Source organism: Treponema sp. J25 (assembly GCF_004343725.1).
Lineage (GTDB): Bacteria > Spirochaetota > Spirochaetia > Treponematales > Breznakiellaceae > J25.
In genome coordinates, this window is sequence record NZ_PTQW01000013.1 from 187520 (window position 1) to 207908 (window position 20389).

Sequence of the window (20389 nt, forward strand, 5' to 3'; positions counted from 1 at the left end):
CTCCACGAAGGCACACATCAGCTTTTTGTTAGTTGACGAAACGGAAGCCCCTCGTAATAATGCCCATACATGAACAAGTATATTTTCGTGACCGGTGGGGTATGTTCCAGTTTAGGGAAAGGGGTGGCCGCCTCTTCTCTCGGGGCTCTGCTGGAATGCCGGGGACTCAATGTCCGGATGATCAAGTGTGATCCCTACATTAACGTAGATGCCGGAACCATGAGTCCCTACCAGCATGGGGAAGTCTACGTAACCGATGATGGGGCAGAGACGGATCTGGACCTGGGAAATTACGCTCGTTTTACATCGAGCCCCCTTTCCCGGGCAAATTCGATTACCACGGGACAGGTGTATGATGCAGTTATTCGAAAGGAGCGGGAGGGACGGTTCCTTGGTCGTACGGTACAGGTAATTCCCCATATTACCGATGAAATAAAGGGCCGAATTTATGCGGTAGGAAAGGATCCTGACGTCGATGTGGTAATTGTAGAAATCGGTGGTACCGTAGGGGATATTGAGTCGATTCCTTTCCTGGAAACGGCTCGACAGATGATCCATGAACTGGGAAAGATAAATGCCCTTTCGGTGCACCTTACCCTTTTGCCTGAAGTAGCCGGAGGGGAACTCAAAACAAAGCCCACCCAGCATTCGGTAAAGGCCATGCAAGAACAGGGAATCCAGCCGGATATTCTTATCTGCCGTGCCCCCGTATTGCTGGATGAAGCAACGCGACGAAAAATAGCCCTTTTCACGAATGTGGAAACCGAGGCGGTTTTTACTTCCTACGATGTGAATACCACGATTTACGAGATTCCCCTCATCTTCTATGAACAAAAACTGGACCTGGTGGTGCTTAAGAAACTGGGGGTGGAAAGCCGTCATGCGGATTTGCGCCCCTGGAAGCGGGTTATGGAACAGTTTAATGCCCGCAAAGGGAAGGTCCGTATTGGCATTGTGGGTAAATACATGGAACTCCATGATTCGTATAAATCGGTGTACGAAGCCTTGTTCCATGCGGGCCTTGCCAATGGGGTGGAGGTGGAACTGGTTAAAATCGATTCTTCCCGGCTGGAAGGAGAAAGCGATCCGGAGACGATCCTGGGGGCTAAACATCCTGAAGGCCCGGTAGATGGGATTCTCGTGCCAGGAGGCTTTGGCCAGCGGGGTATTAACGGCATGGTACAGGCTGCCCGGTGGGCCCGTCTTAATAGGGTTCCCTATTTTGGTATCTGCCTGGGTATGCAGATCATGGTGATTGAATGGGGCCGCCATGTTCTTGGCTGGAACGATGCGGATTCCACCGAATTTAATCAGGAAACAAAGCACCCTGTGGTAAGTCTCCTGGAAGAACAGGTGGATGTAAAAAACTATGGGGGCACCATGCGGCTTGGAAAAAGCGAAACCATAGCCATGGAAGATTCCAAACTTTTTAAGGCCTATGGGACCAAGCACATCTGGGAACGACACCGGCATCGATATGAATTTGCCAACCAATATCGAAAAGAAATGACCGAATCGGGACTGAAAATCGCCGGGCTTACCCCTGATGGAAGTCTGGTGGAATCGGTAGAATGGCCTGAACACCCCTGGGGGGTGGGCGTCCAATATCATCCCGAATTTAAGTCCCGGCCAACCGATCCTCATCCGCTGTTTCGAGATTTTATTGCGGCCGCAAAGGACTTTAAAGAAAGACGAGGAAAATAAATGGAAGGGGGATGGGCTCTGCACAGTGTAGTGTGCCAGAAAGGGGATGCAGGATCCTTATTGGCAACGGTGCGACGAACACCATGGGGGCCCGATTCCCTCTGGAATACCGCCGCAAAAAAATGTACCTTCCTCGCCTGTTTGTTTGTTTTACTCATGGTAAGTGGCGCCTGTTCTTTCAATTACGCGGAGGTAACCGGAGAAGAGACGGCCGAACAACCCGATCTCATTATGAATGGGGTCTCCTACAGCCGGGTACGGGACGGAAAAGAGGCTTTTTCCTTTCAGGCCGAAGAGGTTCGTCGCTACGAAAAACGGCGTATCATGGATATTACTCAGATGGCCTTTGAAAAACGGGATGCCCCAGGAAACGAGCAGGAAATAGCAGGGAGGGCCGGATTTGTCCAATTGCAAACCGCCTCGGGGAATGGAGCCTTTACTGAAGGGTTTCAGATAGTAATCCCCAAAGAGGGGCTTACGGTCGAAGGTTTGAATGTATATTGGGATGACCAGCGACGGCTCCTCTTTACCGCTCCGGAAGAGGTCCTTCTTATTAAAAAGACCGATGGCACCATTATGAGTGGTAAAGGATTTTATGCGGACCTGCGCCGGAAAAGCTGGTCCTTTCAAAAAGAGGTGGCGGGAATATATCCAGAGGGACAGGAAAAATCCACCGCCCCGTCTCGAGCGGAGCCCCTTCCTTCTAGTGAACTTTCGCCAGGGGCAGAAACTTCTCTGACAGGGGAAGCACCATGAAGTCCTGTGATGAGTACTTTTCGCCGCGGGGCAGGTTTTTCTTTGCCGAAGGGAATGTCATGAAGGCCAGGACCCGAAGTTTCTTCTGCCGGGAGGGCTCCCTTTGTCGGGGGAGAACGCCGGGAAGGTCCGTAGCGACCACTTTTTTCTATGGGGCTGGTCCTCTTTCTCCGAAGGGAGCGCTATGAAGGCCGGTAATACCCTTTTCTTTTTGCGGAGTAGAATAGGGGCGAGAAAAAAGAGGGGCACCGGGCCCGCGCGGATTCCCTTTGTTGTGCGGTTCCGGGGAGCGCTTGCCCTTTTGTTGTTGGTAGGGGCCTATGCTTCCTTTGCGGAGGTTTTTCAGTTTAAGGCCGATGGGATGGTGGGGAGCAGGGCCACCGGTTCTGAACAGATCATCCTTTCCGGGAATGCCCGGGTGTGGTCGAGTAGCCTCTTATTAGAGGCCGACCGGATTGTAATTTCGGGTAAAAATAATCGATACCTCCAGTGTAGTGGCAATGTAAAAGGAACCGATACTAAGAAGGGTATTTACTTTACTACCTCTTCACTGTGGTATGACCGGGAACAAAAAATAGCCCGAATGGAAGGCGAATCCTATTTAGAAGATAAAGATAATGGGGTGATAATTAAGGCTCATTTTATTCAATATGATGATACGGCTGAGCGGGCCATGCTGCAGGTTGGGGTGCGAATTTTTAAGGACACCCTGGTTTGTCGGGCGGAATATGCCTTGTATCAGAAGAAGGAAAAACGCCTGGAACTGCAGGGGTCTCCGGTGGTATTTAAGGAGGGAGACGAACTCCGGGCCCGTCGTATGTGGGTAAACCTGGATAATAATGATGTGGTGATGGAAGGGAGCGTATCGGGAACTATCAGGGAAAAGCAGGGAACTTCGAAGAAATAACGGGGAATCCAGAAAAAAGAGTATAGGATAATAACACGTGAATACGATGGATACAAACGAACAACCTTTTTCTTCCGCAGAGACTGTCACCGAACAAGAAACCCAGCCAGATACTATGCCCCCTTACAGTTTAGAAGTTGTTAATCTTCACAAACGGTTTGGTCGGAAAGAGGTGGTGCGGGGGGTGAGTTTTTCCATGCGTAACGGAGAAGTGGCGGGGCTCCTTGGTCCCAATGGGGCGGGGAAAACCACCGTATTTTATATGATTGTGGGCTTTTATAAGCCAAACCAGGGCCAGGTTCTGCTTGATAAAAAGGACATCACCCATGAGCCGATGTATCGGCGGGCCCGGGCGGGAATATCCTACCTTCCTCAGGAAGCCTCGGTGTTTCGTAAATTGACGGTGGAAGAAAACATCTGGGCCATTATGGAAACCCGTCGAGATCTTTCCCGGCAAGAAAAAAAACAACGGACCGAACAGTTGCTCGAGGAATTTGGGATTGCCCACCTGCGAAAACAGGCCGGTTACACCCTTTCGGGGGGTGAACGGCGAAGGACGGAAATAGCCCGCTCCCTTGCGACGGACCCGAAATTCCTTCTCCTTGATGAACCCTTTGCGGGCATCGATCCCATTGCGGTGTACGAAATTAAAAACATTGTGCGCCGTTTAGCAGAAAAGGGAATTGGAGTTCTGATTACGGATCACAATGTGCGGGATACCCTGGAGATTACCACCCACTCTTTTATTATCAATGAAGGGAAAATCGTGGCCCAGGGAGACCGGGAGACAATTCTCCAGGACGAGATGGCCCGACAGGTGTATCTTGGCAGCGAATTCCGTATGTAATGTCAGGTAATAGGCTACGGGATCTCTGTTGAATTTCTGCATATTTATGCATAACTAACGCAAAAATATGCAGTCTAATTTACTTGACAATTGCGGTATGTTTGTTATAATTTCATAATAAGTTACATTTTACGGTAAGGGGTAGTGTATGGGATTGTATATAATCCTCCCTCTTGCCGGGTTAACCTTAGGCTGGACCATAAGATGGCTGTATGCCAGATACCAATTAACCGCCTCGGAACAACGGGCCGAGCGGATTAAACAGGATGCGATAAAAGAAGCTGAGGCTAAAAAGAAGGAGATACTTCTTGAAGCAAAAGAACAACTTATTCGCGAACGGAACCAGCAAGAAAGGGAGACTCGGGAACGCAGGGTAGAACTGCAACGATACGAACGTCGTGTCATGCAGAAAGAAGAGGCAATCGATAAAAAGATTGCCCAGATAGAGAAGGTAGAGCAGGCCCTGGCTGAACGGGAACGGATATTACAGGAGCGGGAAAAGGTCATCAGCGAACAGGAGGAACGGTATCGAGCCGAACTGGAGCGCATTTCAGGCCTTTCTCGGGAAGAAGCCAAGGCAATTATTATTGCAAACCTGGAAAACGAAGCCCGTAGGGACGCTCAGGTAATCATTAACAAAATCGAACAAGAGGCCAATCTCTCGGCAGAAAAACGGGCCCGGGATATTCTGGTTACCACCATGCAGCGCCTGGCTACTGAAGTAACCGGCGAAGTAACGGTAACCACCGTATCGCTCCCCAATGACGAAATGAAGGGCCGTATCATTGGACGGGAGGGGCGAAATATTCGGACCCTGGAAACCCTGACGGGGGTGGATATCATCATCGATGATACGCCCGAAGCGGTGGTAGTGTCCTGTTTTGATCCTGTCCGACGGGAGATTGCCAAAATAGCCCTCGAACGCCTTATCGCCGATGGGCGAATTCATCCGGCCCGAATCGAAGAGGTGGTGCAGAAGGTCAGCCGGGAAATTTCCCAGAAGATTTTTGAAGAAGGGGAAAAGGTGCTCTTTGACCTGGGCATCCATAACATGAACCAGGAGGCTATCAAAGCGCTGGGACGGCTATACTTCCGCACGAGTTATGGGCAGAACGTTCTGTACCATTCAAAGGAAGTGGCGATTATTGCAGGAATGCTCGCGGCAGAGCTGGGCGCAAACCGGGAAATTGCCAAACGGGGAGCCCTGCTCCACGATATTGGTAAAGGGGTAGAAACCGATTCGGACCTTAATCATGCCGAAATAGGAATGGATATCGCCCGTAAGTTTGGAGAGGATCCGCGGGTAATCAACGCTATCGGAAGTCATCACAACGATGTGGAACCCTCCTGCATCGAATCTATCATTGTTCAGATTGCGGACGCCATTTCGGCGGCCCGTCCGGGAGCCCGTCGAGAAACACTGGATAATTACATCAAGCGGCTCGAGAATCTGGAACAAATTGCGGAAAGCTTTAGCGGTGTGGATAAGGCCTTTGCTATTCAGGCCGGTCGGGAACTGCGGATCTTGGTGAACAATGAGGCCCTGAACGATGAACAATCGAAGGAACTGGCAAAACAGATAGCCAAAAAGATAGAAAATGAACTCCAATATCCGGGACGGATTAAGGTAACGATTATCCGGGAAACCCGTATCGTCGAGTATGCCCGGTAACATCCGTTGTCTCTTCCTGGGCGATATTGTGGGAGACCCTGGGATCCAGGGTCTCCAGCAAAAGCTTCCTGCCTTGAAGGAGCACTACCAGGCTGATGTGGTCATTGCCAATGGGGAAAATGCGGCGGGCGGTTTTGGCCTTACCGCCTATACCCTGGAACTCATTTTAAGCAGTGGGGTAGATGTGGTAAGCACCGGTAACCATGTCTGGGAAAAGCGGGATTTTTGGCCGGTCCTGGAAAACACCCCCCGGGTTATCCGGCCAGCCAATTATCCTCCGGGGCTCCCTGGCCGGGGGTTCATGGGGGTGCCTGGTGTGGAGTATCCTATCTATGTAATAAATTTGCAGGGCCGGGAAGAGATGACACCTATTGATTGTCCCTTTCGCACCCTTGATAGAATTATTGAAGAAATTACCCAACAAACTCAATCGAGCAAGGGAACTCCTATTATTATCGTGGATTTTCACGCCGAGTCGAATCAGGAAAAAGAGGCCCTTGCCTTTTACGGAAACGGGCGAATAAGCGCCCTCGTTGGTACCCACACCCATGTGCAGACCGCGGACGAACGGATTTTGACACCTTTTTCTAAGATTGATAAAAATGGTTGCGCCCACCCTCAGCAAAGCGCTTTTCGTTCTACCGCCTATATCACCGATGCAGGCATGTGCGGCGTCATTGAAAGTGTGATTGGGATGGATGCGGCGGTATGTTTAGAACGAAATCGCACCCAAATTCCCCATAAAATGGAACTTGCAAAAGGAGAGCCTTTCCTGCAGGGAGTGTGTGTGGAATTGAGTCCCGACGATGGTTCTGCCCTTTCCATAGAACGTTTTTCGGTATAATCTTTAAAGAGTCATGATGTGTATCCGGGAATATCGAGAAACAGACCTCCCCTACCTCTACGAAATCTGCCTTAAGACAGGCGATAATGGCAAAGATGCAACAGAGCTCTTTTATGATCCCTATGTGCTTGGCCAGTTTTATGCAGCCCCCTACGCATTTTTTGAAAAGGACTGTGTCTTTATCCTGGAAGGGGATTATCGGGGCCTGCGGCGCCCCCTTGGCTACATTCTAGGGACCTCCGATACGGCGGCGTATACCGAGTGGTTTAACCGGTACTGGCGGCCTGGGGCGGAACTCTTGTACAGGGGGAACGAAGGTTGTAAAAGCCCCACGGAGGCTCATATACGGGCCCTGTTTGCAGAGCCTCTGGAATGCCCCGCCTGGGCAGAGGCCTACCCAGGACATATCCATATCGATTTGTTGCCGGAGGCCCAGGGGGCTGGCTGGGGAAGAAAGTTGATGGATACTATGGGTGAGCGCTTTATTCAAAAGGGGTGCCGGGGCTTCCATCTTGGGGTCAGTGCTGCGAATGAAGGGGGCATTGCCTTTTATCGCCGTTATGGCATGGAAGAAATTTCCCGGGAAAGCTGGGGAATCGTGTTTGGAAAAAGGCTGTAGAGAAAGATCCCTTTGTGATTGATACAAAAACTGACTTTTCCCTGAATCAGTTAACAAAGGCCACCACACGTACCCGGTTCCGCTGTATCTTTAAGAGCGCCAATGTGGTGGTCCTCTTGTAACGAGGTAGGGGCAAAGAGTGATAGTCGAGCTTACCACTCTTTCCCCCTTGCTCAGCAAGGCCCATTCGTGATAGCTTCCTTTCACAGACCATAAGCCGTCGGTTCATATATACCCCGTAATACGGTCGGGGCGTTTCTACCAGGGAGCCGTAAACTTCCTGACTATGGACCAGACGAAGTACTTTCGGAACCACGTGCAAGGGGTTTCTCAAGGGCCGCCGTACTTTTTTTGATGAAGAGCGTTGCCGTATTATAAAAAATGAATTGCGTTTTGAGGAACTGAGCAGGCGGCGGCGTTACAGGGAAGAGAAGACCCCCTCAAAAGGAAGGTGCCCTGCTATTGGCAGTTCCGGAAGCATTGAGCAGTCCCGCCTCTCCCGGTATAGACGGGCCGATCGGCTTTTATTGGCAGATCCGTTCTGCAAGGAGATATCCTATGCTTGATCCAAGCCAGATTGTCCGGGGGGCTGAACTGTACGAAGGAAAGGCCAAAAAGGTCTTTGCCACCAACGACCCCAGCCTTGTTATCATTCATTACAAAGATGATGCTACGGCCTTTAATGGAGAAAAACGGGCCCAGATAGAAGATAAGGGAATTCTGAATAACCGGATTGCCTCAGCCCTGTTTACTCTTTTAAAAAACAAAGGGATCCCTTCCCATTTTGTTTCCCAGTTGAATGAACGGGACATGCTGTGTAAAAAGGTTACCATTATCCCCCTCGAAGTTATTGTGCGCAATGTGGCGGCCGGTTCTATGTCCAAGCGGCTGGGTATCCCCGAAGGAATGGAGTTGAAGACCACGGTTTTTGAAATCTCCTATAAAAACGATGCCCTGGGGGACCCCCTTATTAACGATTACCATGCGGTGGCTATCGGCATCAGTACCTTTGACGAACTGGAAGAAATTTATCGCCTTGCTGGCCGTGTTAACGAAGTGCTTAAGAGTTTTTTCCTTGAGCGGAACATAAAACTTATCGATTTCAAACTAGAGTTTGGAAAAACGTCAGAAGGAGAACTCGTGCTGGCAGACGAAATTTCCCCTGATACCTGTCGCTTCTGGGATGCTAAAACCAACGAAAAACTTGACAAGGACCGTTTTAGACGGGACCTGGGAAATGTGAAAGAAGCTTATGAAGAAATAGTGCGCCGCGTAACCCAGTGAGGACTGCTATGGAAACGGATAAGCTTCGGGAAGAATGTGGAGTCTTTGGTGTTTACAGTAGTGACCCCGAAATTAATGTGGTGCCCTTGGTCTACTATGGTCTTTTTTCTTTACAGCACCGGGGACAGGAAAGCGCGGGTATCGCCGTTGCCCGGGATGGCACCATAGAAGCCCGAAAAGGGATGGGGCTGGTGGGGGATGTGTTCGATCCTGCTACCCTGGCTCAACTGTCTGGTCCCATAGCTATCGGGCATGTCCGCTATTCCACCGCTGGTTCCAGCACCATAGAAAACGCCCAGCCCTTTGTAAGCCGTTTCAAGCTTGGTTCTATTGCGGTAGCCCATAACGGGAACCTGACCAATGCGGATGTGGTGCGGGAACTCTTAGAAGATGCCGGGGTAGGGTTTGTTTCGTCGAGTGATAGTGAAGTTATTATCAACCTGATTGCCAAAAATTACAAAAAGGGGCTCGAAAAGGCCCTGACCGACACGATTCAATTTATCAAAGGGTCCTATGCTCTGGTGGTCCTGACCGAAAAGGCCCTGGTGGGAGCCCGGGACCCCCATGGGATTCGTCCCCTCTGTCTCGGGAAAATAGAAAAGGGCTGGATACTCGCCAGTGAATCCTGCGCTATCGATGCGGTGGGGGGTGAATTTGTCCGAGACATTGAGCCGGGAGAAATCGTTATCATAGACGAACATGGGGTTCTGTCGTTCCGGTATGGAGAAAAAACCGCCCGGGCGGTCTGCGCCTTTGAATTCATTTATTTTGCCCGACCCGATAGCCGTATCGACGGGATCGATGTGTACCAGTCTCGTATACGGGCAGGGGAAATCCTGGGGCGGGAGTCGGCGGTGGTGGCGGACCTTGTTATTGGGGTTCCCGATTCGGGAATCCCCGCTGCCATTGGCTATGGCCGGGCCACTGGAACACCCTTTGGACTGGGAATTGTAAAAAGTAAGTATGTGGGGCGTACCTTTATCGCTCCTCGTCAGGATGAGCGAGAACGGGCGGTATCAGTAAAATTGAACGTCATAAAGAGTGAAGTGGCGGGTAAACGGGTAGTAATCATCGATGATTCCATCGTGCGGGGGACCACCAGCCGAAGGCTTGTTAGCCTTTTACGGCGGGCGGGAGCAAAGGAAGTGCACTTCCGGGTCTGTTCTCCGCCGGTGCGATTTCCCTGTTATTTTGGCATCGATACCCCCCATCGAAAGGAACTTATCGGTAGTGCCAATAATATCAAAGCCATCTGTGAAGCGATTGGCGCCGACAGCCTTGCTTTTCTTTCTACCGAAGGATTGTTGGAGGCCCTGAACCATCAGGGGGGATATTGCCTTGGCTGTTTTACCGGAGAGTATCCTCTGCCAACTCCGGGCGAGGTGGGTTTAGCCAAACAGAATGACCTATAAAGATACGGCCAGCACAAGAATACCTACAGAAAGCGGGGTATTCCAGTTTATAGAATAAGGATGCAGAATGGATTACAAAGAAGCAGGGGTAGACATTGAAGAAGGCTATCGGGCGGTAGAAAAATACAAGGACCTTGCCCGGGGAACCATGCAAGAAAATATCGTGGGCCGCTCGGTTATCAACGAAATTGGTAGTTTTGCGGGCATGCTCTCTCTTAGAGAACTTATTGCGGCGGGCGAAGGAATGGAGGACCCTGTCCTGGTTTCCGGGACCGATGGGGTTGGCACAAAATTGGATATCGCTTTCCGCCTTCAAAAGTACGATACGGTGGGCATCGATTGTGTGGCCATGTGTGTCAACGATATTCTCTGTCATGGTGCCCGGCCGCTGTTCTTTCTGGATTACCTTGCCTGTGGAAAGCTTGATGCGGATGTGGCCGCAGATTTGGTAAAGGGTGTGGCCCGGGGCTGTGCTGAGGCGGGTTGTGTCCTTTTGGGAGGGGAGACTGCCGAAATGCCCGGTTTCTATGACATTGGCAAGTATGACATTGCGGGCTTTGCGGTAGGAATTGTGGATCGAAAAAAAATAATCAACGGCCAGCATATTGAAAAGGGCGATCTTTTGATAGGCCTTGCTTCTTCAGGGCCCCATTCGAATGGTTACAGCCTGATTCGTAAGGTTATTCCCGATTTGCAGGAAGATTTTGGAGGCATGCCTATCGGCTACGTGTTGCTGGAGCCGACCCGAATATACGTACAACCTATCCTGGCCTTGATGGAAAAAATCCTCATAAAAGGGATGGCCCATATTACCGGCGGTGGTTTTTACGAAAACATCCCCCGGATGTTTGCCCGGCCCCAGACGGCCCTTATCTACGAAGATAGCTGGCCCATTCCGCCTGTTTTTTATCGGATTGCCTATGGAGTGGCTGGTGGTGGAACTGGGAAAGATGCGGGTTCGCGAGAAACGGCGGGCAAGGAAATTCTTTTCCAGGATGAGCAGATAAAACAAAAAATGTTTAACACCTTTAACATGGGAATCGGCCTTGTGCTTGCGGTTTCTAAGAATGATGGGGAACAGGCTGTGGAATTCCTGGATAGTATGGGCTATCCCGCCTACATTATTGGAGAGGTAGGTCCCTATCCACTTGATGAGAACGCCTTGACAGGAACTTCCGGGGTTTCTTCGAGGGAAGCAGGAAAAAAGATAGTGCGGGGGGGAAAGAATCCCGGCCTTGGGGAGGTAGTCCTTGTTCGCCCCTAAGGTCTTTTTTCTGAGGAAATCGCGAGGCTTGAAGGGTCGATATACCCAGGAATCCTGGCGATTTGAATGCCTGTTGCAACAGGGGGAGAACTTTTCGTTAAGGAACTTCCGCAGGGGCCTCTTGCCTTCCGTCGGGGAGTGTTCCTTTCTTGTGCAGGAGGGGAGCCGAAGGGGGGCAGGTAGTTTTTCCGGCCTTCGGCTGACAGGGGGCTTTCTTCTATGAGCGCCCGTACGGAGGGAATCAACATTCTGGTCCTTGTTTCGGGGAATGGGAGTAACCTTCAGGCCCTGTTGGACGCCGAATCGGCGGGGCTCTTAGGAAAAGGCTTTATCGTGGGAGTGATTTCTGACAGGCCAGGGGTCTATGCTCTGGAACGGGCAAGGAAGGCAGGGAAGCCTACCCTGGTGGAAGAACCCCGCCGGGATCTTCCAAAGGATGATCGCCGCCTTGAACTTTCAAACCGGATTCTAGGACGGGCCCGGGAGTGGCAGGTGCACTACATAGTGCTTGCAGGGTTCCTTTCGATTTTGCGGGGGCCCATCCTCCAAGAGTACCGGGGACGGATTATCAACCTGCATCCTTCGTTGCTCCCCAAGTATGGTGGGCCCGGTATGTATGGTCAGCGGGTCCACGAAGCGGTCCTTGCCGCGGGGGAAACCGAGTCGGGTTGTACGGTTCATTTTGTCGATGAAGGAACCGACACGGGGCCCATTATTTTGCAGCGCCGGGTGCCGGTTCTCGCGGGAGATACCCCGGAACGTCTGGCTGAACGGATTCATCAGGAAGAACATATCGCCTTAGTAGAGGCAGTACAACGTCTTGTAAAGGAGCATCCATGAAACGCCGTGCCCTTATCAGTGTGTTTTATAAAGAAGGAATTATCGATCTTGCCCGCTTTCTTCATGAACAGGATTGGGAGATTCTTTCTACCGGCGGCACTGCCCGCTATTTAAAGGAGAACGGTCTTCCCATTACCGATGTGTCCCAGGTTACGGGTTTTCCTGAATGTCTGGATGGCCGGGTTAAGACCTTGCATCCGGCGATTCACGGGGGACTCCTGGCCCGTCGTAGCGAAAAGGAACACATGGAAACTATCCAGCGCCTGGGAATTCAGCCCATCGACCTGGTGTGTGTTAACCTCTATCCCTTTTTTGAAAAAGTACAGGCCGGGCTTTCCCTGGAAGAAACAGTGGAGTTTATTGATATTGGGGGGCCTACCATGCTCCGGTCGGCGGCAAAGAATTTTCAGGATGTGCTGGTGCTTACCGATCCGGCGGACTATCCGGCCCTGATGGAACATCTGCGACAAGGGAATGTGCCCCTTGAGTTCCGCAAATATCTTGCGGGTAAGGTGTTTAACCTTACCAGTGCCTACGATGCGGCGATTTCCCGCTATTTGCTGGAAGAGGAGGCCCCCCGCTACTGGTCCATGAGTCTTGAAAAGAAGCAGGAACTCCGCTATGGCGAAAACGCCCATCAAAGGGGGGCCCTCTATATTGCGACCGATCGAAAGGGGGCGTTTCATGGGATGGAACAACTTCAGGGAAAAGAACTCAGTTACAACAACATCCGGGACATGGACCTGGCGTGGAAGGCCGCCTGTGCCTTTGGGGTTCCTGCTTTGGGGCATTCTCCTTTTGGGGCTGCTGATGAGGCGCTGGCATATGGAGGGGCGGGGGCCGCTACCTTTATGCAGAACCGGGGCGAATGTGTCTGTGTGGCGGTGAAGCATAACACCCCCTGTGGAATCGGTCTGGGGAAGACCCTTCTTGAAGCCTACGAGAAGGCCTTCCTCTGTGATCCCGTGTCTATTTTTGGGGGAATTGTGGCCTGCACGACCCAGATAGATGGGGCCACCGCGGCTAAGTTGGCGGAACTTTTCCTGGAAATTGTGATAGCCCCTGACTTTAGTCCCGAGGCGCTGGAAGTATTTAAGGCTAAAAAGAATCTTCGCCTTATTCGAGCAACCTTACCGCCCCAGGATAAGGAAGAGGTTATTTCGGTGGATGGGGGGCTTCTGGTTCAGTCCCGGGATAATCGGCTTCTCGAAAAATGGGAAGTGGTGACCGAGCGGCCCATTCCCTCTGAAGATATTCCGGATCTTCTGTTTGGTATGCGGGCGGTAACCTTTGTAAAATCGAATGCCATCGTGGTGGTTAAAGAAGGGGCCGCTGTGGGAGTCGGCGGCGGGCAGACAAACCGTATCTGGGCGGCCCAGCAGGCCCTGGAGAGGGGAGCCCAGGCGGTAGCGGCCGATGCGGAAGGGATACTTTTAGGGAAGTCCCTGTTCGCCACTCCTGAAAAACCCCGGGTGCTTGCCTCTGATGCCTTTTTCCCCTTTGCGGATGTGGTGGAAGCGGCGGCAGCAGCGGGTATCCGGAGTATTATTCAACCGGGTGGTTCTATCCGGGATAAGGAATCCATCGAAGCGGCAAACCGACTCGGTATCGCCATGGTCTTTACCGGAACCCGACATTTTAAGCATTAAACTTAAGGATGGGCCCTTTTCCCATAGGGAGAGACCCACGGTGAGGGGTAAGATATGGATTTTTCATGGAAACCCGTAATTGATGCGGGGGCAATCTCGATAGCCCTTGTGGTGGCCACCTTTCTCAGAGCCCGGCTGCAGTTTTTCCAGAAGTATCTTATTCCTAATGCCCTTACGGCGGGTTTTCTTCTATTGCCGGTGTACAACTATCTTTTTCCTTTCTTAGGGTATGATCAGAACAAGCTCGGTGAACTGGTGTACCATCTCCTGAATATTTCCTTTATCTCCATGAGCCTCCGAGCTTCGTCTCCCAAAATTAAGGGCCACAAAGGCGGGGGTGTACTTGGCATGTCTACCGGGATTCTTTTGGGGTATGCGACCCAGGCGCTGCTTGGCCTGGCTCTTACCCTCTTTTTCTTGCCAAAGATGTTTCCTGCCTTTGGGCTCTTTCTACCCCTGGGCTTTGCCTTAGGCCCCGGCCAGGCCTTCGCGATCGGCAAGGGCTGGGAAACCATGGGGTTTAGCGGGGCCTCCAGCATCGGGCTTACCTTCGCGGCCATTGGATACCTCTGGGCTAGTTTTGGCGGAGTGTATCTTATCAACCATGGACTTAAAAAGGGCTGGCTTAAAAGCGAACTCCTTTCGAGCATGCAAAATAGAACAATGCTCACCGGCATCGTTGCTCGTGAGGAAGAAAAGCCCGTAGGTGCCCGTCTTACCACGGACAACGAGGCTATCGACTCCTTTAGTTTCCATAGTGCCGCAGTGTTGCTCACCTATTTTCTGTCCTTTCTCTTACTTTCTGCTATTACCATGGGCCTGTCATTGCTCGGGAAAGCGGGCCGGGATTTGGCGGTTAACCTGTGGGGCATCAATTTTATTTTTTCATCGATTACCGCTATCATCATGCGGAAAATAATCGAAGCGATAAGGGTAGATCACCTTCTGGATAACGAAACCCTCTCCCGCATTTCCGGTTTTTCTGTGGACTTTATGGTGGCCGGCTCTATTGCGGCGATTTCTTTGGTGTTTGTCACCACATTCTGGTTCCCCATACTGCTCATGTCTACCCTCTGCGGGATCATGACCACGATCATTGTGCCCTGGTTCTGTTCCCGGATGTTCCGGGATTACCAATTTGAACGGATGCTCATGATATATGGGGTCTCCACGGGGACCCTTTCCACAGGGCTTGCATTGCTTAGAGTCATTGACCCGGAATTCAAAACCAAGGTTGCCTCGGATTATATGCTTTCGGCGGGACTTACCTTTCTCCTTGCCATACCGTTTATCCTGGCAATCAATCTTCCTGCCCAGGCGGCGGTGCAGGGTACCATGGTGCCCTTCTGGATCATGATGGGAATCGCGTTTCTCTATCTGGTATACGTGCTCGTTACCTATGGTATACTGGCTGGGCGGAAAACCCTGGCACAACCTGCGTCCTGGTGGTTTACGGAGTAGGGCTGACTGAGGCTCTGCGGGCGGGGTTTTGGGGTGCGGTTTTAATAAGGAATTGTGCCCTTTCTCTGCGATCCTTTAGCTCTGGGGGCCCCCTTTTGAGGTCTGGTAATCCTGGAGAGCCAGCATAAGGTCCTGCCATTTGCGGGCCGACATGTACCGGAAGGGGAAGCGAACCTGGTACAACGTGCGGCCCTGGTAAAATTCTAAAAGCTGCCGCTTTAGCACCGTAATACCCTCCAGGGTATGTAGGGGGAACTGGAGCCGTTCGCCCGAAAGGGTTGCGAGTTCCAGCCTGTCGGGGAACAGTATCAGGGTCCCCGTGCGGATGCGGCGGAGGGGATTTGCTCTGCGTCCCTGAAGTAAAAGGACCCCCATATCAGAAACGATAGGATGGTTGGGGGCTTCCGCGGTTGCTCGTCTGGCTTTCTCTTGTACCGTCTGGGCTTGCCAGGCATCCCATTCGGGAATCCTGGTAAAACTGCGGTACGGCGCCGATTGGGGCTGGAGTTGATAAAAGCAATCGAGTTTCCAGAAGGCCCCGCAGGCGCTACAGAAAAGACGGTTGCCCCGGCTCCTCAGGGAGCCAAAGGATTCGCAGTTAGAGCACAGGTACAGCGACAGTTCAAGATGTTCGGCCCGACGGGGGCTGCGATAAGGCTTCCCCGCAAGATAGGAATCGGAAAACTCGTCGTGGTTTAAGGCCTGGTCCAAATCGAGGGACAGCGACTCTACCGGTGTGGTGCTGAGGTATTCGGGTGTGAACAAAAGCGAAAAATCCAGAATCACCGTTCCGCGCCTCCGTTTCCAGGTCCAGCGGGGGAGCGCGAAATAGCCGCCCCGAACGAGTACCCGCACCACAGGAACCTTAAGGAGCTTGAGCAGTTTGGCGGTCGATGGAACCAGGGGCAGGGTCGAGCCGTTCCAGCTTTGGGCTCCCTCAGGGAAAAGGCCGATTATACCTTTCTGGCGACGGACCACCTGCACAATATCGTTTACGGTTTCTATGTCGGGTATGACCTTGGCCTTGGGAATGGTGCCGACAAGCTTTAAAAGCCACCGCATGAGGCTGGACCGCATGTTACTGTCGCTGCCTACCCAGAAGATGGGACCGGGCACAAAAGCCGAAATCCAGAAGGGGTCCCGGGTACTGACATGGTTGGCTACGATGATATACGGTGGCCGCAGGGTTTGAAAAATCTCAAGGCCGCGAACTTCTATCCGGTACACCCGTTTGAGCCATCTACCGAAGGTCCATTTTAAAAGGCGGTTGAACCATCGCAGGTTGGTCAGGTTCTTCCGCCGTCTTTTCCCATGCTCCATAGATTTAGTATGGAGCATTTTTTATGATTTGGGGAGGGCTCTCACAGGGGGTAAACTTCCGGCATAATGGAACTGGGCTGAACGGCGTCGGCCACGGTTCCAATCGGGCACCGGTTACAACGCCGGCCGTAACGCCAAAACTAGACTGGCGGTCCGGATGTGAGCTGAGCAGCCCTACTCCACCGCTAAGAAGTAAATTTCATGTCGCTCTGTTGGCCCCAAGCCAATCGTTACTTTGTACCAACCAGGACGCCAGGATCCAGAAGGAGATATGATAGGGATGTCACCCACATCACCCGATACGGAAGCTACAACTTTGCTCTGAAGGATAATTTTCCCCGAAGTAAGCTCCATAACCGATACAGAAAGCTTTGGTGAACCAGAGATGCCATTAACACCAAACACCGCATAGATAGTGCTGGTCGAGGCAGGAAAACGCAGTGAAGGCCTAATGGCGAAACCCATAGGATCACTGCCGAGGGCTAAAACCAGATTCCCAAGGGCAGGCACGGTGGTCTCTGGATCCCGCTCAAGATACAGTGGAGTAGACCATACCTGGCCTCGGGTAAAGCCCTTTTCCGATCCCTTTACAAAATCATCAGGATCCGCCGGATCAGCGAAAAATACGGTCGTTGATTCTCCCGGTTTCTTGGCTGCGTAAACAATCCAGGCAAAGTTTCCCTCGCTTTTTTCGCTTACCGTAAAGCTTGTCCAGTCTTTAAATTCCCCCGCAGAACTTCCCGATGTGTTAAGAACAATGCTCGAAGTAACCCCCGAACGAGAAGGCCGGGCTTTGAGGGTGGGGTCGTATCCAAGAATCATAATAAGCCGGGGTTCTCGCCCTTCGGTTTTCCAGACAGAACGCATGGTGTATTTCCGGCCCTTCTCAAGGGCGATGCGATACACGGTGGTGTAGTAACCGCTTCCGATGGTAGGATACTTCCCTTCGGGAACGATTTCAGAGGCAGCCCTAAGAATGAAGGTTTCATTCACCTTGAGTAAGGGAATATCTTGGTAAGGGAATATCTTGAGCGCTAAGGTTCATCACAAATAATAGAGATAGGTAAAAAATGGGCATACCGAGACCGTTTCTGCGTATCATAGGTTTTAAGGATTCTTCCCTCTTATATGTGTTTGATAAGGCCCCGAAGATCGATAGGCTTCGGTTCGGGGTCCAATAAAGCAAGCCGCCCTTTCTACACCGGTAGGGGAAGACTCTGAACAAGCTCTTCGAGCAAATCGATGGGTGCCATCGCCCATCCGAAGGGGCTCACACCTGGCGTGCGGGGCGCTAAAAGGAGTGTATACGGTTCTCGCGGGATGCAGCTTAAAACAGGCGCAACGCAAAAAACGGCCAAAAAAGGGGGTGATTTTGCAGAGAGGTGAAATTATACTCCCCCTGCCTATTCGATTGATTTTAGCTGTTAGAATTTCGTTCGAATGGGGGTATTTTTAATTGGTCCGTGAAACAACTATCGATGTTTCCCGATGCTATTGACAAATCGGTACAATTGACCGATATTTTATTATGGTAGGTGCGTCCAGCGGCACTCACCGAGCCTGGGGCATACGTACAGTATGCCCCTTGTATTTTATTTGGTGATCATCCGCTGTATTTCTCCTGCCAGTATCAATATTTTTTGGTAAAATCCACTATTCGCTTTTTTATGAGCTATAGCTAAAGCCGTATCAAGACTATCCCGAGGAACGACCAGAACAATCTTATCCGCCTGCTTTTTTTTGAATGCTTCTTTAATACTATTTTCAGTTCCTTTTGCGGTCTTCACTTCCCAAATCTCGCCATCTATCCATAAGTCGGGGCTTAAAAGCAGATTACTTCTTGGCAAAAGCTTCACCGTCTTTCCGGATCCTGCCAAATCTTCCGCAACACGTTCTTCCGGTAACTGTTTTTCCCCATAGCTTTCATGTTTATATATTTTCCCGCCATTTGAGTAAGCCCGAATTTCCTTAAACCCATCGAGCGAATCCGGATTATATAGCCGCACGCTTTTAAACCCCGCATGATCCGCAAAGTCTTTCAGGTCCTTCATGATCCCATAATGCAAAGCTCGCTTAGCCATTTCGTCGGTCAGTTCGTAAAAGGTCCCACTTTTGATCGGATTCTGCCCAAACCCGCTTTGGGGGTGGAATTCTTTCCGAAGCTTTTTCATAGAGACGTTTTCCGAAGTGACGCGGCCCGCTTCATCTTCATAAATACCCCGCACGGTGGTGCGGCAGTTGAAGTGAAATGGCGGCCAGTGGTCTTCCCAGAATGGATGGTCATAGGGGAGCACAAGCCCGGCAAGGGGTCGGCAAATATCGCTCGTACGCTCATCTTCGAGCACCATAAGGGCAAGCGCTGCGGGAGGAGAGCGGTCAAACTGCATCCGGCGCCCGGCGTTGTAGGATGTCTGGATATTGGTTCGATACACCGTTTCCCAGTAGCCAGGTTTGATGGTCGCCCCATCCGATTCGGCGATTCCCTTTATATCGTTCCAGAGCTGTTCAAAGCCTTCCCCTTTCTCTAGGGCCGTGACAAGCCGGCCACGGACCGCTTCGATGTAGTCGCACTGGGTAAGTTTTGCCAAAGTGAAGGCACGGAAGGCAAGCTTTGGCTCCAGACTTTAAATCCCATATTTGGCTGCTAAAACAAAGCGTCACGGAGAACAAGAAACTCTGCCAGTTCTCTTTAAATCCCATATTTGGCTGCTAAAACGGATAATCCTTCTTTTTCTAGAATACGTGGTGGATACTTTAAATCCCATATTTGGCTGCTAAAACATTATCGCTCCAAAGCCGCCTACTCCCGCTACTACACTTTAAATCCCATATTTGGCTGCTAAAACGTTCTTATACACATTGTATACTAAGTTCCAAGATATCTTTAAATCCCATATTTGGCTGCTAAAACCGTTGTTTGTTCTAGCCAGTTCGTACAACGCTTCAGCTTTAAATCCCATATTTGGCTGCTAAAACTATTTTCCAGCAAGTTCAAAAATTCTTATTATTGCACCTTTAAATCCCATATTTGGCTGCTAAAACCCGTCTCTAGGCATATAGATTTTGCCGTTGTAAAGACTTTAAATCCCATATTTGGCTGCTAAAACCAAAGTATGGCCATCTTCCTGCGGACTTTGACCACCTTTAAATCCCATATTTGGCTGCTAAAACTCAGACGCTGCGCAGGCGGTAATGGTAGCATCTACACTTTAAATCCCATATTTGGCTGCTAAAACGTCTACAAATGTGTCACCAGCAAAAACCGTAATAAGCTTTAAATCCCATATTTGGCTGCTAAAACCATGGATGGTTAGGGGAGCTGTGGATTATTTTAAAGACTTTAAATCCCATATTTGGCTGCTAAAACTAAACTCTTGTGTTGCAGGATGATTTAAATCATGTTCTTTAAATCCCATATTTGGCTGCTAAAACAGACCGACCCTCGTTTTATTGCATTCGGAAGGATGTCTTTAAATCCCATATTTGGCTGCTAAAACTAATTTTTCCATGATAAAATCGAAATGGTTTTTCAGCTTTAAATCCCATATTTGGCTGCTAAAACCCCTTGAAATTCGCTCGCTGTTACTTTTGAAAAAGTCTTTAAATCCCATATTTGGCTGCTAAAACTCGAGGAGCAAAAGGATTAGTAAATAAACAATCTCTCTTTAAATCCCATATTTGGCTGCTAAAACCCGGAGGTAGTCTCTGAAGTCTTTTCCATCATCCCTCTTTAAATCCCATATTTGGCTGCTAAAACCTTTTTATTCCAAAACTTATTGTATAAGAACTATAACTTTAAATCCCATATTT

Annotated in this window: 16 protein-coding genes, 1 CRISPR repeat array and 1 riboswitch; of the genes, 13 read left to right on the forward strand and 3 right to left on the reverse strand. The window is 50.6% G+C overall.

Annotated elements, in window-relative coordinates; genetic code table 11:
• Nucleotides 1-69 precede the first annotated feature (69 nt).
• The 13 genes from pyrG to C5O22_RS05235 all read left to right on the forward strand — a co-directional run bounded on the left by pyrG (nt 70) and on the right by C5O22_RS05235 (nt 15259).
• Nucleotides 70-1704: a CTP synthase gene (gene pyrG, locus C5O22_RS05175; RefSeq protein ID WP_132780131.1), complete on the forward strand. Its 1635-nt coding sequence runs from the start codon at nt 70-72 to the stop codon at nt 1702-1704.
• Complete coding sequence (locus tag C5O22_RS05180; protein WP_132780132.1) at nt 1705-2460, forward strand: LptA/OstA family protein; 756 nt, start codon at nt 1705-1707, stop codon at nt 2458-2460.
• A gap of 184 nt (nt 2461-2644) precedes the next feature.
• The gene (locus C5O22_RS05185; RefSeq protein ID WP_132780133.1) at nt 2645-3367 is read left to right on the forward strand and encodes an LptA/OstA family protein; all 723 of its coding nucleotides are present in this window, start codon (nt 2645-2647) and stop codon (nt 3365-3367) included.
• A gap of 115 nt (nt 3368-3482) precedes the next feature.
• Nucleotides 3483-4214, forward strand: coding sequence for an LPS export ABC transporter ATP-binding protein (gene lptB / locus C5O22_RS05190; RefSeq protein ID WP_132780162.1), 732 nt, complete (start codon nt 3483-3485; stop codon nt 4212-4214).
• Nucleotides 4215-4362: 148 nt separating this feature from the next.
• Nucleotides 4363-5886 (forward strand): ribonuclease Y, encoded by a 1524-nt coding sequence (gene rny / locus C5O22_RS05195; protein WP_132780134.1) that lies wholly within the window; start codon nt 4363-4365, stop codon nt 5884-5886.
• Nucleotides 5876-6730: a TIGR00282 family metallophosphoesterase gene (locus C5O22_RS05200; protein ID WP_132780135.1), complete on the forward strand. Its 855-nt coding sequence runs from the start codon at nt 5876-5878 to the stop codon at nt 6728-6730. Before rny ends, C5O22_RS05200 begins: the two co-directional genes overlap by 11 nt.
• A 13-nt stretch (nt 6731-6743) precedes the next feature.
• A complete protein-coding gene (locus C5O22_RS05205) occupies nt 6744-7349 on the forward strand; it encodes a GNAT family N-acetyltransferase (protein WP_132780136.1) in 606 nt (201 codons plus the stop codon).
• Between the two features lie 205 nt (nt 7350-7554).
• Nucleotides 7555-7656: riboswitch (purine riboswitch) on the forward strand.
• A 251-nt stretch (nt 7657-7907) separates the two neighbouring features.
• Nucleotides 7908-8633 carry a phosphoribosylaminoimidazolesuccinocarboxamide synthase gene (gene purC, locus C5O22_RS05210; RefSeq protein ID WP_132780137.1) on the forward strand — a complete coding sequence of 242 codons (726 nt, stop codon included), beginning with the start codon at nt 7908-7910 and terminating at the stop codon, nt 8631-8633.
• 8 nt (nt 8634-8641) lie between these two features.
• Nucleotides 8642-10045 (forward strand): amidophosphoribosyltransferase, encoded by a 1404-nt coding sequence (purF, locus tag C5O22_RS05215; protein WP_132780138.1) that lies wholly within the window; start codon nt 8642-8644, stop codon nt 10043-10045.
• A 67-nt stretch (nt 10046-10112) separates the two neighbouring features.
• Nucleotides 10113-11309 (forward strand): phosphoribosylformylglycinamidine cyclo-ligase, encoded by a 1197-nt coding sequence (gene purM / locus C5O22_RS05220; RefSeq protein ID WP_132780139.1) that lies wholly within the window; start codon nt 10113-10115, stop codon nt 11307-11309.
• Between the two features lie 219 nt (nt 11310-11528).
• Nucleotides 11529-12149: a phosphoribosylglycinamide formyltransferase gene (gene purN, locus C5O22_RS05225; protein WP_165910410.1), complete on the forward strand. Its 621-nt coding sequence runs from the start codon at nt 11529-11531 to the stop codon at nt 12147-12149.
• Nucleotides 12146-13798 carry a bifunctional phosphoribosylaminoimidazolecarboxamide formyltransferase/IMP cyclohydrolase gene (gene purH / locus C5O22_RS05230; RefSeq protein WP_132780140.1) on the forward strand — a complete coding sequence of 551 codons (1653 nt, stop codon included), beginning with the start codon at nt 12146-12148 and terminating at the stop codon, nt 13796-13798. The genes purN and purH overlap by 4 nt, the downstream gene beginning before the upstream one ends.
• A 54-nt stretch (nt 13799-13852) precedes the next feature.
• The gene (locus C5O22_RS05235; RefSeq protein ID WP_132780141.1) at nt 13853-15259 is read left to right on the forward strand and encodes a sodium/glutamate symporter family protein; all 1407 of its coding nucleotides are present in this window, start codon (nt 13853-13855) and stop codon (nt 15257-15259) included.
• Nucleotides 15260-15334: 75 nt separating this feature from the next.
• Here C5O22_RS05235 and C5O22_RS05240 read toward each other — a convergent pair whose 3' ends face one another.
• From C5O22_RS05240 to C5O22_RS05250, 3 genes are all read right to left on the reverse strand, one after another.
• On the reverse strand, nt 15335-16579 hold the full coding sequence (locus tag C5O22_RS05240) for a lysophospholipid acyltransferase family protein (RefSeq protein WP_165910411.1): 1245 nt from the start codon (nt 16577-16579) through the stop codon (nt 15335-15337).
• Nucleotides 16580-16753: 174 nt separating this feature from the next.
• Complete coding sequence (locus C5O22_RS05245) at nt 16754-17572, reverse strand: hypothetical protein (protein WP_132780143.1); 819 nt, start codon at nt 17570-17572, stop codon at nt 16754-16756.
• A gap of 599 nt (nt 17573-18171) precedes the next feature.
• Entirely contained in the window at nt 18172-19167 is a 996-nt protein-coding gene (locus C5O22_RS05250) for a phage minor head protein (protein ID WP_165910412.1), read from the reverse strand.
• 34 nt (nt 19168-19201) lie between these two features.
• A CRISPR array of direct repeats spans nt 19202-20336; the repeat unit is 29 nt; unit sequence CTTTAAATCCCATATTTGGCTGCTAAAAC.
• Nucleotides 20337-20389 lie beyond the last annotated feature (53 nt).

What these genes read in the sequence shown, in the direction of transcription:
- pyrG (WP_132780131.1), top strand. Translation starts at nt 70, where the DNA reads ATGAACAAGTATATTTTCGTGACCGGTGGGGTATGTTCCAGTTTAGGG.
- C5O22_RS05180 (WP_132780132.1), top strand. Translation starts at nt 1,705, where the DNA reads ATGGAAGGGGGATGGGCTCTGCACAGTGTAGTGTGCCAGAAAGGGGAT.
- C5O22_RS05185 (WP_132780133.1), top strand. Translation starts at nt 2,645, where the DNA reads ATGAAGGCCGGTAATACCCTTTTCTTTTTGCGGAGTAGAATAGGGGCG.
- lptB (WP_132780162.1), top strand. Translation starts at nt 3,483, where the DNA reads ATGCCCCCTTACAGTTTAGAAGTTGTTAATCTTCACAAACGGTTTGGT.
- rny (WP_132780134.1), top strand. Translation starts at nt 4,363, where the DNA reads ATGGGATTGTATATAATCCTCCCTCTTGCCGGGTTAACCTTAGGCTGG.
- C5O22_RS05200 (WP_132780135.1), top strand. Translation starts at nt 5,876, where the DNA reads ATGCCCGGTAACATCCGTTGTCTCTTCCTGGGCGATATTGTGGGAGAC.
- C5O22_RS05205 (WP_132780136.1), top strand. Translation starts at nt 6,744, where the DNA reads ATGATGTGTATCCGGGAATATCGAGAAACAGACCTCCCCTACCTCTAC.
- purC (WP_132780137.1), top strand. Translation starts at nt 7,908, where the DNA reads ATGCTTGATCCAAGCCAGATTGTCCGGGGGGCTGAACTGTACGAAGGA.
- purF (WP_132780138.1), top strand. Translation starts at nt 8,642, where the DNA reads ATGGAAACGGATAAGCTTCGGGAAGAATGTGGAGTCTTTGGTGTTTAC.
- purM (WP_132780139.1), top strand. Translation starts at nt 10,113, where the DNA reads ATGGATTACAAAGAAGCAGGGGTAGACATTGAAGAAGGCTATCGGGCG.
- purN (WP_165910410.1), top strand. Translation starts at nt 11,529, where the DNA reads ATGAGCGCCCGTACGGAGGGAATCAACATTCTGGTCCTTGTTTCGGGG.
- purH (WP_132780140.1), top strand. Translation starts at nt 12,146, where the DNA reads ATGAAACGCCGTGCCCTTATCAGTGTGTTTTATAAAGAAGGAATTATC.
- C5O22_RS05235 (WP_132780141.1), top strand. Translation starts at nt 13,853, where the DNA reads ATGGATTTTTCATGGAAACCCGTAATTGATGCGGGGGCAATCTCGATA.
- C5O22_RS05240 (WP_165910411.1), bottom strand. Translation starts at nt 16,579, where the DNA reads ATGGAGCATGGGAAAAGACGGCGGAAGAACCTGACCAACCTGCGATGG.